This is a genomic window from Arthrobacter sp. alpha11c (genome assembly GCF_054149985.1).
Genome location: NZ_CP196747.1, coordinates 2,811,401 through 2,825,652, shown reverse-complemented (window position 1 = coordinate 2,825,652; position 14,252 = coordinate 2,811,401). Strand labels below are relative to the sequence as shown.

At 62.3% G+C, this 14,252-nt stretch carries 12 protein-coding genes, 1 pseudogene and 1 riboswitch; of the genes and pseudogenes, 3 read left to right on the top strand and 10 right to left on the bottom strand.

Annotated features, from left to right (window positions below; all coding sequences use genetic code 11):
- Nucleotides 1-5: 5 nt before the first annotated feature.
- From ACTAQJ_RS12755 to ACTAQJ_RS12740, 4 genes are all read right to left on the bottom strand, one after another.
- Nucleotides 6-764: a MerR family transcriptional regulator gene (locus ACTAQJ_RS12755; protein ID WP_431118304.1), complete on the bottom strand. Its 759-nt coding sequence runs from the start codon at nucleotides 762-764 to the stop codon at nucleotides 6-8.
- A gap of 184 nt (nucleotides 765-948) precedes the next feature.
- On the bottom strand, nucleotides 949-1,764 hold the full coding sequence (locus ACTAQJ_RS12750) for an aggregation-promoting factor C-terminal-like domain-containing protein (protein ID WP_498696581.1): 816 nt from the start codon (nucleotides 1,762-1,764) through the stop codon (nucleotides 949-951).
- Nucleotides 1,765-1,769: 5 nt separating this feature from the next.
- Nucleotides 1,770-1,927, bottom strand: a riboswitch (cyclic di-AMP (ydaO/yuaA leader).
- 134 nt (nucleotides 1,928-2,061) lie between these two features.
- Nucleotides 2,062-3,555 (bottom strand): sensor histidine kinase, encoded by a 1,494-nt coding sequence (locus ACTAQJ_RS12745; protein WP_498696579.1) that lies wholly within the window; start codon nucleotides 3,553-3,555, stop codon nucleotides 2,062-2,064.
- A 3-nt stretch (nucleotides 3,556-3,558) separates the two neighbouring features.
- The gene (locus tag ACTAQJ_RS12740) at nucleotides 3,559-4,299 is read right to left on the bottom strand and encodes a response regulator transcription factor (protein ID WP_431118309.1); all 741 of its coding nucleotides are present in this window, start codon (nucleotides 4,297-4,299) and stop codon (nucleotides 3,559-3,561) included.
- Between the two features lie 667 nt (nucleotides 4,300-4,966).
- Here ACTAQJ_RS12740 and ACTAQJ_RS12735 point away from each other — a divergent pair.
- On the top strand, nucleotides 4,967-5,833 hold the full coding sequence (locus tag ACTAQJ_RS12735; RefSeq protein ID WP_431118311.1) for a winged helix-turn-helix domain-containing protein: 867 nt from the start codon (nucleotides 4,967-4,969) through the stop codon (nucleotides 5,831-5,833).
- 218 nt (nucleotides 5,834-6,051) lie between these two features.
- Nucleotides 6,052-6,576 carry a SixA phosphatase family protein gene (locus ACTAQJ_RS12730; protein WP_431118312.1) on the top strand — a complete coding sequence of 175 codons (525 nt, stop codon included), beginning with the start codon at nucleotides 6,052-6,054 and terminating at the stop codon, nucleotides 6,574-6,576.
- Between the two features lie 31 nt (nucleotides 6,577-6,607).
- Here ACTAQJ_RS12730 and ACTAQJ_RS12725 read toward each other — a convergent pair whose 3' ends face one another.
- Nucleotides 6,608-7,528: a LysR family transcriptional regulator gene (locus ACTAQJ_RS12725; RefSeq protein ID WP_498696573.1), complete on the bottom strand. Its 921-nt coding sequence runs from the start codon at nucleotides 7,526-7,528 to the stop codon at nucleotides 6,608-6,610.
- Between the two features lie 73 nt (nucleotides 7,529-7,601).
- Between ACTAQJ_RS12725 and ACTAQJ_RS12720 the strand changes: the two genes are divergently transcribed.
- Entirely contained in the window at nucleotides 7,602-8,513 is a 912-nt protein-coding gene (locus tag ACTAQJ_RS12720) for an EamA family transporter (protein ID WP_498702190.1), read from the top strand.
- A 50-nt stretch (nucleotides 8,514-8,563) separates the two neighbouring features.
- Here the strand turns inward: ACTAQJ_RS12720 and ACTAQJ_RS12715 are convergent, their stop codons facing one another.
- The 5 genes and pseudogenes from ACTAQJ_RS12715 to ACTAQJ_RS12695 all read right to left on the bottom strand — a co-directional run bounded on the left by ACTAQJ_RS12715 (nucleotide 8,564) and on the right by ACTAQJ_RS12695 (nucleotide 14,245).
- Nucleotides 8,564-9,184 (bottom strand): hypothetical protein, encoded by a 621-nt coding sequence (locus ACTAQJ_RS12715; RefSeq protein ID WP_498696569.1) that lies wholly within the window; start codon nucleotides 9,182-9,184, stop codon nucleotides 8,564-8,566.
- A 90-nt stretch (nucleotides 9,185-9,274) separates the two neighbouring features.
- Nucleotides 9,275-9,928, bottom strand: coding sequence for a TetR/AcrR family transcriptional regulator (locus ACTAQJ_RS12710; protein ID WP_498696567.1), 654 nt, complete (start codon nucleotides 9,926-9,928; stop codon nucleotides 9,275-9,277).
- Nucleotides 9,925-11,961: a YhgE/Pip family protein gene (locus tag ACTAQJ_RS12705; RefSeq protein ID WP_498696565.1), complete on the bottom strand. Its 2,037-nt coding sequence runs from the start codon at nucleotides 11,959-11,961 to the stop codon at nucleotides 9,925-9,927. The genes ACTAQJ_RS12710 and ACTAQJ_RS12705 overlap by 4 nt, the downstream gene beginning before the upstream one ends.
- A pseudogene (locus tag ACTAQJ_RS12700) lies at nucleotides 11,958-12,718 on the bottom strand (ABC transporter ATP-binding protein). The gene ACTAQJ_RS12705 and the pseudogene ACTAQJ_RS12700 overlap by 4 nt, the downstream one beginning before the upstream one ends.
- A gap of 69 nt (nucleotides 12,719-12,787) precedes the next feature.
- Nucleotides 12,788-14,245 carry a dihydrolipoyl dehydrogenase family protein gene (locus ACTAQJ_RS12695; RefSeq protein ID WP_498696564.1) on the bottom strand — a complete coding sequence of 486 codons (1,458 nt, stop codon included), beginning with the start codon at nucleotides 14,243-14,245 and terminating at the stop codon, nucleotides 12,788-12,790.
- Nucleotides 14,246-14,252 lie beyond the last annotated feature (7 nt).

The window sequence follows — 14,252 nt, the reverse complement described above, 5'->3', positions numbered from 1 at the left end:
CTCGCTTACAAAGCCGAGCGCGCCTTTTCCAGGTAGGCCATCAGCCCGGCCAACTGCTCAGCGCTCCAGGGCAGTCCCGCGCTGATGGCCTTGCTGTTTTCCTGCCAGGCTGCACGCGCTGCGGCTTTGGTGTCCTCACTGGAGTGGAACATTGAACCGATGCCGTCCCATGAGCGTACCCATTCGTGGACGGAGGGGTCGGTGACGGGCGTCTTGGCTTGGACGTGTGCCAGTCCTTCTTCCACAAGGGCAGCCCACTGCTGCTTGGCGGCTTCGACTTTTTCTGCGCCGAGTTCTTCCCGCTTGTCCGCGAGTTGCTGGCGTTGTTCGGCTGTGAAGTTGTTTTCGAGCACGGTAATCATCTCCAACGTTGACATGAATTGTTCAGGGGTGGGCATGGCGCGTCCGTCCATGCGTGACAACAGCTCGCCCAAACGGTTTTGGAGCGCTTGGAGTTGCCGGGCGTGCTCCTGCACATGGACCAGCTGCTGTTGGAGGAGGCCTCGAAGGGACTCCAGATCATCCTCCGGGGTTTGCAGCGCTTTGCCGATGGCCGCGAGCGGAAGGCCCAGCATCTGAAGCGATCTGATCCGGTATAGCCGGCGAAGGTCGCCCTCCGAATACCGGCGATGACCGGACGCTGTCCTTTGGCTTGCGGACAGCAGCCCGATCTCGTCGTAGTGGTGGAGCGTCCGCACGCTGACGCCACACGCTGTGGCCAGCTCACCGATGCTCCACGGTCCGGATCCTCTTGTTCCCGTCATGAGCACAACGCTAAGTCCTGACGTAACGTCAGGTGCAAGTCGTCGTCACCTGAACGCGAAAACCGCCCCGGTTCCCGCCGTTAGCTGCAGTAATCACTGCTGCGACGGCGGAAAACGGGGCGGTAATCAGGCCCTGCACGTTTGAGCCCGCTGGGGTGGGCTCAAACCTGCCTATTGAGTTGGCTTAGTACCAGTTGTTGGCCAGGTGGAAGGCGAGGGCTGCCGAGGGGGAGCCGTAGCGTTCCTTGATGTAGTTCAGGCCCCACTTGATCTGGGTCTGGTAGTTGGTCTCCCAGTCAGCGCCGGCAGTTGCCATCTTGGAAGCCGGCAGGGACTGCACGATTCCGTAGGCACCACTGGACGCGTTGGTCGCCGTGGTCCGCCAGTTGGATTCCTTCTCCCACAGGGTGTTCAAGGCAGTCATTTCGCCCGGACCCCAGCCGTAGTTGGCGAGGATGCTGGCGGCGTATGCCTTGGCAGCAGCGGGATCGTCCACGGCCTTGGGAGCTGCGGCAGCGGCCGCGGCTGCAGCGGCGGCGGCATCGGCAGCCTGCTTGGCGGCTGCATCAGCGGCAGCCTTCTCGGCGGCGGCCTGTGCGGCAGCAGCCTGGTCGGCGGCGGCTTTCTCGGCCGCAGCCTTCTCGGCAGCAGCTGCTTGTGCGGCGGCAGCTTGGTCTGCGGCAGCCCTGTCGGCTGCGCCCTTCTTGGCAGCGGCATCCAAAGAAGCAGAAATTTCCGCTGATTTGTTGCTGATCTGGGCGGTAGCCTGCGTCTCGGACGCCTGGCTCGTTTCGGGGAGATTGAATGCGGCGTTTGCGGCCTGGCCGAGCGATGCGACGCCCAATGCTGCGGCAACGACTCCTGCAACAACGGACATTCGTTGCCCGGTCTTGCCGCGGCGTGCAGCGTTCTTCAGAACGGTTTGCGACTTCGTCAGGGGAGCATTGTGTTCGTCACGGTGACGCGCGGAAGGGCGCGTCTGATCGTTGAATTCAGACATGTGTGATTACCTCTCAGCGCCTGCGGAGTTAGCTGTCGGGTTCGGATGAGGTCATCCGGCCGCGCGCGTAGCTGCGGCTTCACCCCAAGGGCAAGGAAAGTACTGTGCCCGGAGACTCTGGGTCCCCCGTCTCTGCCTCGAATGAGAACGGAACTCCGGGAAGTGGCAGAGCTCGGCGCATCCCGGGTGTGGGCCAGTTAGGGGCGACCCACCCTTTCGAAGGTACAGGAGGTTTCGGCTTAAGTCACATTTGGGTAACAGAGATCACGTTCACGGCGCGTCATGTTGCCTGATTCGTTATATGCGTTCGTTCGAAGCTGTGGGGAAGCGAAGAGCGAATTCCGTGCGTCCCGGCTGGGACGTTACTTCCACACTTCCGCCATGCGCCTGGACGATGGATTCGACGATTGACAAGCCCAATCCGGAGGTTCCTTCCGAGCCTGATCTCGCCGCGTCAGCCCGGGCAAAACGCGAGAAAATACGGCCTTGGAACCCAAGAGGAATACCAGGCCCGTTGTCAGTGACCGTGACCACCGCGCTACCGTCCGCGGAAAGCGTGACGCCTGTGACCACCGTGGTACCTGGATCGGTGTGCTTGCGGGCGTTGGAGAGCAGATTGGCCAACACCTGATGCAGCTGGGTTGCGTCCCCGCGCACCGTAATGGGCTCGTCAGGGAGTTGGAGCTTCCAGATGTGGTCCGGTGCCATCACCTTTTCGTCGCTGACGGTCTCGATCACCAGCTGCGTCAGGTCCACATCCGTGACCTTCAGCGGCTGGCCTTCGTCCAGGCGAGCCAGCAGCAACAGGTCCTCCACAAGCGTGGTCATGCGTTCAGACTGGCTCTGGACCCGTGCCAGCGACTTCCTGCCGTCATCCGTGAAGTTCTCCGTCATACGAAGCAGCTCGGTGTATCCGCGGATGGCGGTCAGCGGCGTCCGGAGTTCGTGGGAGGCATCGGCAACAAACTGCCGGACCTTGGTTTCGCTCTCCTGACGGGCTTCCAGGGCCCTGGAAACGTTGTTGAGCATTTGGTTTAAAGCGTGGCCAACGCTGCCCACTTCAGTTCCAGGATGGGAGGCCGACGGCGGTACGCGCACCGCGAGTGCCACCTCACCGGCGTCGAGGGGAAGGCGCGATACTTTGGTTGCAACCTCCGAGAGTTGCTCCAGCGGGCGCATGGTCCGGCGGATGATGACGGTACCGGCGAGGCCGATCAGCACCAGGCCGCCCAGGGAAACAAACACCATGGTCCAAACCAGCGACGCCTCGGCGTTTTGCTTGTCAGCCAACGGCAAGCCCGTCACAATGACGTCGCCGTAGGTGGTCTCAACAGCCACCAGCCGGTAGTCGCCGTTGGACAATGAACGGTCCACAGGCCGGTTGTCGCGGGGGAGTGAGAGCAGGACCTGCTTGTCTTCTGCCGAGAGTGCGACCCGGCGACCGTTTGCGTTTAGCAGGCCCGAGTTAATAACGCTGGAACCATCGATCCTCGCGTTGAGGGTCCCCGCGCCTTGGCCGCGGGCCTCCAGCGGATCCGGCCGACCGCTTGAGGGAAAGTTCGACGGCGGCCTGCCGAAGTCGTTCGCGCGGCTTGACGCCTGCTCCAACTGCTTGTCGAGCTGCTTGTTGAAGTACATGTCCATGGAGGCGTAGCTAACCACTCCAACTGCGCCACAAATGGCAACCAACAACGCCATCGCCACCAGGACCAACCGCGTGCGCAGATGCCAGGTGGAGGGATTGAGCCAGTTCCGCTGGGTCTTGCGGGTTGCTCCTGAAGGGGTGGACAAGATTCAGTCCGCAGGCTTGATGACGTAGCCGGCGCCACGGATGGTGTGGATCATTGGCGGGTGGTTGGCTTCGATTTTCTTGCGCAGGTAGGAAATGTACAGTTCCACGATGTTGGCCTGTCCGCCGAAGTCATAGTCCCAGACGCGGTCCAGGATCTGTGCCTTGCTGACTACGCGCTTGGGGTTTTCCATGAGGTAACGAAGCAGCTCAAACTGCGTTGCCGTGAGCTGGATGTCCTCGCCGGCGCGCGAAACTTCCCGCGTGTCTACGTTGAGCGTGAGATCGCCGACCACCAATTCCGCCGTGTCCATGGCGGCAACGCCTGAACGTTGGACAAGCCTGTGCAGGCGCAGGAGGACCTCCTCCATGCTGAAGGGCTTGGTGACGTAGTCGTCCCCGCCGGCGGCAAGGCCTACGATGCGGTCCTGGACAGCGTCCTTGGCCGTGAGGAACAGCGCGGGCACTTCCGGCGCGAAGGTACGGATCCGGTTGAGGACCTCGACGCCGTCGAATCCTGGAAGCATCACATCCAGCACCAGCACGTCAGGGCGGAAGTCCTTGGCAAGCTTCACGGCTTCTGGTCCGTCGGCTGCTACCGCGACGGACCAGCCTGCCATGCGAAGGCCCATGCTCATGAGCTCGGAGAGGCTGGGTTCGTCGTCCACCACCAAAGCGCGGATAGGGGAGCCGTCCGGGTGGGAAAGCTGGGGAAGGTTGTTCGTCATGGAGTGCGGGGATGCCATGTGACAACTCTCCATTCTGCTGGTTTGCCGAAGCTTTGCCGGTCCTGTGAGGACGCTGTGAGGTCAACACTAGCCACGTGGGAGTTCGGTGGCAGGTGTCGCAGGAGTGTGGCGTCCATACTGGTCGGTTCTACGGCGTGTAGCAGATTTTGAGGGAAAAATTCGAGCTTGGAGTGGCTTGCGATTGGACAGCAAGTGTTTCAGATCTTGAGATTCCGTCCTTTTGCGCCTGATGGGAATCGGGAAGGGCATCATGCACTATCTGCCGAAGAAAATTCACCATAAGCCGAATATTTCTCATCGCGACCGAATGAAATGACGTTCATTTTCCATGGTGAAAGAATTGTGATCTGCAGCACAATAGACCCTCTTGTCTCAAAATGTGGACGGTTTGGCGGTTTGTTACTTGCGTGTTGCCATTGTTACGTTGCACACTTCCAATGTGAACAAGAACTCAACAGCACCTGCAGCCGCAGCAATCTGGTCCAGCACACCCGCTGGCGACGAGACCCGCTGTTGTCGAATGCAAGCCTAACTTTCCACCCCAAAGAAGTTTCAGGCATTCGCCCCCTAGCCCAGCGTTGGGCGCCCTTCCCCAAACTCATTGCGGGGACAACCAGCATTCGAAGCCGCGATGACGGCTATTCACTTTTGAGGTAATCACTCCATGTCAGTTGCATCCGGTTACGTCCACATCTCCGTCCGAAACGCCAACAAGGCCGCTTCAAACGCAGGGCTCCGCCCCGGCTTCGGCAACCGCCCCGGGTACGCCCCCGCCACCCAAGGCAACACCCAGCAGGCTCCCGGCTACGTGCCCCAGGGCTACAACCCCAACTCCTATGGCCAGTTGCGGGCAGTTCCCACCAACGAGCCAGCACCCATGACGGCGCCTACCCCCGTCATTGCGCAGTCTGACCGCCTCCGCCCGGTCGCCAACGACAACGTGGCCCGCGGTTTCGTGCTCTACATGGGCATTGACGAAGAGACAGCAGCAGCGGCCGGCACCTCCATTGCCAAGCTCGCCCAGGAAATCCGGGCGTACGCCCAGTCCCTGGTTACCGGCGCTGAGAGCTACGCTGCAGTCGCCGTAGCGCCGGCCGGGGCACCCGGGTCCGCACTCGACGTCGTACGTTCAACTTTCGGTGACCCCACGGTCGCCGCCCGCCAGCGCACCGAGGCTGCCCGCCCGGCACCGCAGCAGGAAGCCCGCCCCTCCGGCGTGCTGATCGACCTCGCCCGCCGCGAAGTCCACCTCGACGGCGAGTCCCTGAACCTGACGTTCAAGGAGTTTGAGCTCCTCAACTACCTCGTCGAAAACGGCACCCGCACAGTGGGCCGCGACGAACTGCTTGAGGGCCTGTGGCGCAACGCCGAAGAAGTGCCCAACGAGCGCACCATCGACGTCCACATCCGCCGCCTCCGCTCCAAGCTGGGTCGCCTCGCCAACACGGTCCGCACCGTACGTGGCCAGGGCTACCGTTTCTACGAGCACCCCGAAGTTATCGTTTGGGCTGCTCCGGAATACTCGATCTAAGTAGCACCGCAAGGGCGCCCGTCTCCGGCCAGGAGGCGGGCGCTTTCGCTCTCTCGGGACGATCCCTTTGCGCCTGCGCTCGTGCCTCACGCAACAACGGCGCTTTCGGGATGCCCCGCTGCGCTACAGCGCCCGCACCATGCCCGGGCTTCCCTCTAGTGCTCCCGTGAGTATTGGCCTCCGCGGCGGATGGGGGTTTGCGGCTATAGGGTTGGTTCATGAGTGACCATCACATCAGGCGCCTGGTGATTATGCGGCATGCCAAAGCGGATTGGCCCATGGGGGTGCCGGACCATGAGCGTCCCTTGGAGGAACGCGGACATCGTGAGGCTCCGTTGGCTGGGAGATGGTTGCTCAAGCATGGGGTAGTTCCCGACTTCATTCTGTGCTCGTCTGCGGTGAGAACCCGCCAAACCTGCACGTGGGTGTGCGATGAGCTGGGAGACAAAGCCCCGACGCCCAAGCTTGAGGACGGCCTGTACGCCGCTTCAGCGAACCGGATGTTGACCGTGATCAACCACGTCCCGGACACCGTCACCACCTTGATGGTGATCTCGCACATGCCCGGCGTCCAGGACCTGGCCATGCATCTTGCTTCGCGCGACTCGGACCATGACGCTTACATGGATGCTGCCACGCGGTACCCAACCAGTGCTCTGACGGTCCTGGAGACTGAAAAGTCATGGGCGGAGCTGGATGGGCAGGACGCCCGTCTGACGCACTTCAAGGTGCCACGCAAGTAGCAACGCCCAAGGTTAGCCCCGGAAGGATGGCTCAGCCCCGTACGGGTAGCTCGTGCTCTGCTGCCACCTCGCGCAGCAACCGGACGGCATACCGGATATTGGGGCTCGCGGTCATGGTCTTTCGATACACGATTCCCACCGCCCGCTGCTGAATGGGGTTGACGACCGGCACGGCAATCACACCAGATGGCAGGGGTGGCCTGCCCAGCCGAGGCACAAGCGCAACGGCCACGGCCTGCTCCACCATGGCGATATGGGTGGAGAAATCGGGATCGTAGACACGGATATCGGGGACCCGCCCAAGCCCGGCGAAGATCTGCAGGAGGGCTTCGTTGCAGATGGCACCCGCCGGCGTACTGACCCAAATTTCGTCCAGTAAGTCTTCACGCTCGACGACGGTCCGTCCAGCGAGTGCGTGCGCGCTGTTAACCAGGACGTCGGCTTGGTCCAGGCAAAGGTCCTCGTGCACCAGGTTCTCGGGAATGACCAGCGGCACGGAGTTCCAGTTGTGCACCACTGCCAGCTCAGCCTCGCCTGAGGCGACTCGTTGAACGGCCTCGCGTGGGTCCTCGGCCAGCACGCTGATTTCAAGTGCAGAATCGGTGGTCCCGATGCGTCCGAGCATTGGCCCCACCAAGCCGCGGCAGGCAGTGGAAAATGCCACGAGCCGCAGCAGTCCCGAGGGCTTCGCGGGATCGGCGAGGAGCGTTGCCTGCAGTTCCTCGAGCTCGTCCATGATTCGCCGCCCGTAGCCAGCGAGGGCAAGGCCCCGTTCGGTAAGGAGTACACCACGGCCGTTCCGTTCCAGGACGGCTACCCCCGTTTGCTTCTCCAGCTTCTTGATCTGTTGGGAAACCGCTGACGGACTGTAGCCCATCACGTCGGAGGCGGCTACTACCGATCCGTGCTGTTCCACAGCTACCAGAGCACGCAAGGCTGAAATGTCGATCATGAAGTAAATCTACTTGGTTTCATGCTGAATTCAACGCTGGTGCTTAAACCATTCCAATGCCAGAGTGATTCTTGTGAACCTCCGCCACTCCGCACTCGCCGTCCTTGTCGCTGTCCTCTGGGGCGTAAACTTCGTCGCCATAGACTTGGGCCTCCACGCCAACGGTCGTGATGTCCCGCCGCTGCTTTTCGTCGCCTTCCGATTCCTGCTGGTCGTATTTCCGTTCATCCTGTTCATCCGCAAACCTGACGTGAGCTGGAAGGCGATCATCGGCGTCGGGCTTTTCATGAGCGCCGGTCAGTTCGGGTTGCTGTACCTGGGCATGGCGCTGGGTATGCCGGCGGGCTTGGCCTCGCTCGTCTTGCAGGCGCAGGTGCTGTTCACAGTGCTGATCGCGGCGCGGTTCCTTGGCGAAAGGCCCAGTCGCAGGCAGATGCTCGGGGTCGTGCTCGGCCTCGCGGGTCTCGGCGTGGTCGCTGTGGGACGCAGCGCCGTGGCTCCGATCCTGCCTCTCATGATTGTGCTGGCCGCTGCATTGTCCTGGGCGATCGGAAACGTGGTGGCGCGGCACTCGAAAGCGGCGTCGGGCCTTGGCTTGGTGGTCTGGTCCGGGGCCGTTGTGCCGCTCCCGTTGGCGGGATTGTCACTTGTGGTGGACGGCCCGGACACCGTATGGGCGACCATCACGGACCTCCAAATGCCCACCATCCTGAGCGCCATATACACGGCGGTTTTCGCCTCACTTATTGGGTACGGCATCTGGAACCGGTTGTTGACGCTCTACCCGAGTTCCGACGTCGTGCCATTCACGCTGCTGGTTCCAGTGGTCGGCATGACGGCTGCCTGGCTGGTCCTGAACGAAATCCCCACGGCGCCCGAAATTATGGGAGGGCTGATCCTGCTCGTCGGAGTCGCGACCGCCGTGCTCGGTGCCTCGCGAAAACGTCCGGAAACTCCCGTTGTGAGGTCCGCTCTGCGCCTCTAATCGCTCGTGAAGCACGCAGAGTAGGCCTCGCAACGCAGGGGGGTGGGGCGTTAGCGCTTGGAAGCGGGTTTGCGTTGAGACGAAACGCCCGACGTCGGACGCTTGGCTGCCGTCGAAGGCGTGCGGGGTGTTGCGGGACGCTTCGCCGAAGAGGCCTTTACGGCGCTCGAAGGACGTGCCGTCGATGTAGTTGGGCGTTTGGCAGGCGCCGCTGGACGTGAGCTGGCAGCTCGTTTAGTTGGCGTTGTGGTTCTTTTGGCCACCGGCGTGGGTTGCCTGGCCCGGCTGGAAGCAAAGGACGGCCAGACCGCCCCGAGGAACAGCACAGCCAGCGTCCCCACCCCAGCCACTGCGGCCAGGTAGAAGTAGATGTCTGAGTCCTCGGTGCTGACGGCACTCCCCATGGAATTGGCGTCCTGGTTGAACGCGAGGCCCCACATGCGCAGGAATGCAATGCTGAAGCCGATGAACAGGCTGGTGCCGGCAGCGCCAAGGAGAACCACGAGGTATCGCCGCCGGTTGAAGACCTGCACTATCGATGCCAAATAGCAGGTCAGCACCGCTCCCAAAAATAGGTACAGGACGAGTTCTTCGAGGACCACGGCTGCGAGCACCAAAAGCCCGAGGGACATAAAAGCGGCTACCACCGCAAGCTTTCCGCTGTTCCCCATGTGACGCATGAGTCTAATCATCGCCGACCAGCGGGCCGCGCCACGCCGTCGTAGATTGCAGTTGGATACCGTTACGGAGCCTGCTCGAACCTACTTGATGACGTATCCGTGCATGATGGTCATGACCGCGGCGACACTTTGTTCCCGGGTACGCTCCGGGTTGTAGGTTTGCCGGTCGAGTCCCACCACGAAGATAGCCCCGAAGATGGCCGCCTCCAGGCTGCCGCGGACGATGGACTCGTCCACCTTGTATCCGGAGGCCACTCGTTCCACCGCAGAGCCGATGACGGCGAGGAGTTCTGCCCGGAGTTCGGCGAAGACGGCACTCCACTCGCCCGGCGTCCGCCAGTTTTCACTCACCCAAAGGCGCGCGAAGGATGGGTATTCGTCCATGAATTCCATGGCTTGGCCCACCATGTTCCTCATGGATTCGAGGGGATCGCTGGCTTGGCCTTCGATTGCCTGGAGACGGACCAGCATGATGTCCACGCCATGCCGCAGCAGCTGCGCGATCAGGTCCGATTTGCTGCCGAAGTTGTAATAGACCGTCCCCTTGGAGACGCCGGCCGCGGCCGCGATCTCATCCACGGTGACGCCCGCAGCGCCACGTTCGCCAATCAGCTCCATGGACGCTTCGAAGAGGCGCTGCTTGGTGGCGTTGGTGCGCCCGGGGCGCAGCTTCTTTTCGGCGGTTCCTGCGGCGGGCCCTCGCTCTGAAGGGGCTGCCGGCTGGGTGGTACTCATACGGCGATCTCCGGCTTCAGCGTCTTGAGGGTCCACATCTTGTGTTTGCGGACCGCGAGAGTGGACAGTGCCGCTCCCAGCAAAGTGTATCCAAGCAGGCCCAGAACTGTTGGCCAGATCATGCTGAGTTCCCCGCCGTAGATCAGGTGCCGCATTCCCGTGACCACGTAGCCCATGGGCAGGACTTCGTGCACCACGTGAAGTGGCATGGGAGTGGTCTGCCAGGGGAACGTACCGCCCGAGGACACAAGCTGCAGGACCAGCAGGATCAGCACCACGAACTTGCCCGGGGTTCCCATGAGCGCCACGATGCCCTGGATGATCGCACTGAACGCCATGACGGCGGCCAGCATGAACAACCACATGCCTACGGGGTGGGCGGCGTTCAAGCCGAGGCCCAGATTCACCACGAGGGTCAGGATAGTGGCCTGCAGGACCGAGACAACGAAGAACGGAAGCCAGCCACCCACCGCGATTTTCCAAGCGCGTGCGTTGGATGCCAGCGCACGTTGGGTGATGGGGCGCATGGCCTGCACCAGCATGAACACTCCGATCCACAAGGCCAGCGTAAGGAAGAAGGGCGCCAGACCGGCGCCATAAGAACCTGCCTTGGCCTGCGATACGTTGTCCACCGCGACGGGGTCGGCGATCACTTTGGACACACTGCTCTTTTGTTCATCGTTCGGGTTCGGGATTTCTCCGGCACCCTTGGCAAGTTCTGTGGCCAGGGTGTGTGAGCCATCAGAGGCCTTCACCGCGCCGGTGGCAAGCTCTCCGGCGCCGTCGTTGAGTTGGTGGGCGCCGTCGTCGAGCTTGATGGCACCGTCCAGTGCGCTCTGCTGGCCAGCGGCCAGCGCGGACGCCCCGGTTTTCAACTGCCCGGCTCCGGCCGCTGCCCTCGAAATCGCGTCAGTCAACGTTGGTGTGGCTGCGGCAAGCTTCGATGCGCCTGCGCTCACGGCAGCTGAGCCATCGGAGAGCTGCTGGATCTTGGCGGCGTCGCCCGCGATCTTGGCCTTGGCGTCGGTAACCGGGCCGGAGGTTGCAGTGGAGTCGAAATCGGCCAGGACCTTGTCAGCCTGCTCCTGCGTCAGCACGCCAGCACTCACCAGCCGCGCAGTGGACTCGACAACGCGATTGCGAAGGCCTTTGTCTGCGGCATCAAGCTGCCCGACGACGTCCTGGACTTTTGCATTCAGCTCGGCGTTCCCGGCGGCTACTTGCGCCGCACCGTCGGCGAGTTTCTTCGAATCGGCAGGCAGGGTGGCAGTTTTGTTCTTCAGCTCAGTGAGGCCCGAGCTCAGCTGGCTCGCGCCGTCATTGAGTTGCACAGCGCCATCGCGGAGTTGCGTTTGACCAGCGACGAGCTGATCGGCGCCGGTGACCAACTGGGTGGTTCCGTCATGCAGCGTTGCAGCGCCATCACTGAGCTGACCTACTCCCGTGGCAAGTTCGGATGCTCCGTCCGCAGCCTTCACGATGGAGGCGTGGATGGTACCGAAGCCCGTGAGGAGCTGATTGGCTGTTTCCTCGCCCACCTCCTTGGCGACCGTTGAATGCACGGCTGTGGTGAGCTTGTCCACGATGGTGCTCAGGAGGTAGTTGTTGGCGTCGTTCGTCGTGACATGGAGCATTGCCTGGTTGGCGGCGTCGAAATTGCCGGGGGAGACCAGGTTGGCGGAGAAGTCCTTGGGGATGCGCAGCGCGAAGGCGTATTCGCCTGAACGGACGCCGGCATCCGCAGCTTCCGGACTGGAAACCTGCTTCCAGTTGAAGACGTGGCCATCTACCAAGCTGTCGGCAACCTTCCTACCGGCCTGCAGCTCGGTGCCATCCTTGGAGGTTGCCCCCGTGTCCTCCACTACCAATGCGGCGTCGATCTGGTTCAGGTTGCCGTACGGATCCCAGTTGGCGTAGAGATACACCGCGCCGTAGAGCAGCGGCACCATGGTCAGGGCCAGGATGGTCAGCTTGGGGAGGAGCCCGCCGGTCATGCGCTTGAGTTCGGAGCGGGCGAGCCGCAGAACAGTCACTTTGCAGTCCTTTGGAGGTCTTGGAATTCAGGTTCGGTTGCTTCATCTTGAATCTCGCGGGCCGCGATTGTGGTCTGCGGGTTCGTCGTCCTTGCCGGCTGCGCGGCTTCACCGGTTTCCGGTTCCGGCGGATGCGCGACTGAGTTGCCAATCACCGCAGCAGGGCCAGTCCAGTTGTCCGGGAGGGCACCGACGACGGCGACGACGGCAAGCGGCCGCCCGGCGTCGGACGCAAGTGCCTCAAGTCGGGGCAGCCATGCCGCGGGATCGGCGCTGTGGCGATCGGGGGAGTCGATCACGAGGAGGTCCGTTGCTGGATCTGCCAAAGCGAGGGCAGTCAGAAGCTCGAGCCGGCGGCCGGCGGGAAGCTGTTCAATCCACAGGCCGGCGATGTCCTCAAAGCTGTTGGTCTTCAGCCACGGCTTGCTGAGCAGTGCGCCGCGGTAACGGCGGGGATGAGGGAGAGGTCCTCTGTGACGAGGTCGCGAACACTTAGATGCTGTTCAGGCTCATTGACGCCGGGCGAATCCACCAAGGCGCTCGCCAGCCGGATCTTCTTGGTCTTGCTGTTGTTGTCCCAACTGAGGACGCCGTTGCTGGGTTTCATGCGGCCACTGAGTGCCAAGGCCAAGGCAGTCCGCTGATCCTGGCCTTCGCCAGCCACGAGCAAGAGTTGGCCACGACGGGCCTGGAGTGACGTTGCCGGAAGGAGATCGTCCCGGCGGCCGTTGATCTGGAGTTGCTGTACGGACAGCACAATGAGCCTTTCGCAGAAATGGTGTCTGCTGAAAGTCTAACTGAACTGACCGGTCAGTTCAAATAGGAGCTAGAGGCCGTATTTCTCCAAGAGGCGCAACCACACCTCGCTGATGGTGGGATACGACGGAACTGCATGCCACAACCTGTCCAAGGGAACTTCGCCGACGATCGCGATGGTGGCCGAGTGGAGCAGTTCAGCCACCCCGGGGCCGACGAACGTAGCGCCAAGAATCACTTTGCGGTCCTCGTCCACCACGATCTGCGCCCACCCTTTGTAATCGGCGGAATAGAGCTGGGATCCCGAGACATCGATGGGCAATTCCACTCCGGTGACATGCTTGCCCTGGAGGAGGGCCTGCTCAAGGCCAGGACCCACCGAGGCCACTTCCGGATCCGTGAAGACGACGCTTGGAATGGCGTGCTCGTTGGCAGTGTGCGCCCACGCGCTCCAAGGTTTCGGGGTGCCCGTGAGTTTGCCGTTTGCCCTTGCGACGATTGCATCACCGGTTGCTCTGGCCTCGTATTTGCCCTGATGCGTCAGAAGCACTTTGCCCGCGGCATCGCCTGCCGCGTACAGCCACAGTCCGCTGGTTCCATCGCTTGCCGGGCCCTCCACCAAGCCACTGGCGTCCGTAGTGAGCCGGAGCGGTTTTCCGTTCTGCGGTTCAACGCCCACATTATCCAAGCCCAAATTGGCCAACGTTGGATGCCGCCCGGATGCGACCAGGAGTTTGTCAGCCGTGACGGCCCCGCCGTGGAACGTGACTGTCACCGAGCCGTCGTCGTTCTTTTCTACCTTGTCCACATCCGTGTGGAGGTGGACTGTTACCCCATCGGCGCGCAGCCCGGCCAGGACCAGGTCGGCCGCCTCTTCGGCATAGCTGCTCAGAAGACGACCACGAGCGATGAGTGTCACCACCGATCCAAGGCGGGCAAAAGCCTGGGCCAATTCGACGCCGGCCACTCCGCCTCCGAGCACCGCGAACCGCTGTGGGACGACTTTTGCGGCAGTGGCGCCACGGGTAGTCCAGAACGGTACGTCCTTTAAGCCCTCAATATCCGGAATGGTGGGGGTTGAGCCTGTGGCCACAACCACGGCGTGGTGCGCTTTGAGCGCATAGCTGTTGCCGTCGAGCCCGTCCACCTGGACCTCTCGCGGTCCTGTGATGCGGCCCCGCCCACGGATCAGTTCAATGCCGGCACTATCCAGCCATTCGAGCTGGCTACCGTCCTGCCAATTGTTCGTGAACCAGTCCCGGTGTTTCAGGGCCGATCCTGCGTCAATAACTCCGGTGACCGCTTCCGAAGCTCCAGGAATTCCCTGCGCCGCGTGGAGCACGCTGCCTGGCCGAAGGAGTGCTTTGGAGGGAATGCACGCCCAGTACGAGCATTCGCCGCCAACCAGTTCGCTTTCCACAATCACTGCCGTCAGACCGCCACGAACCACCCTGTCCGCCACGTTTTCCCCGACGGCGCCCGCGCCGATCACAATTACGTCGAATTCACGGGAGCTCTCGGCATTCATGGGAGAA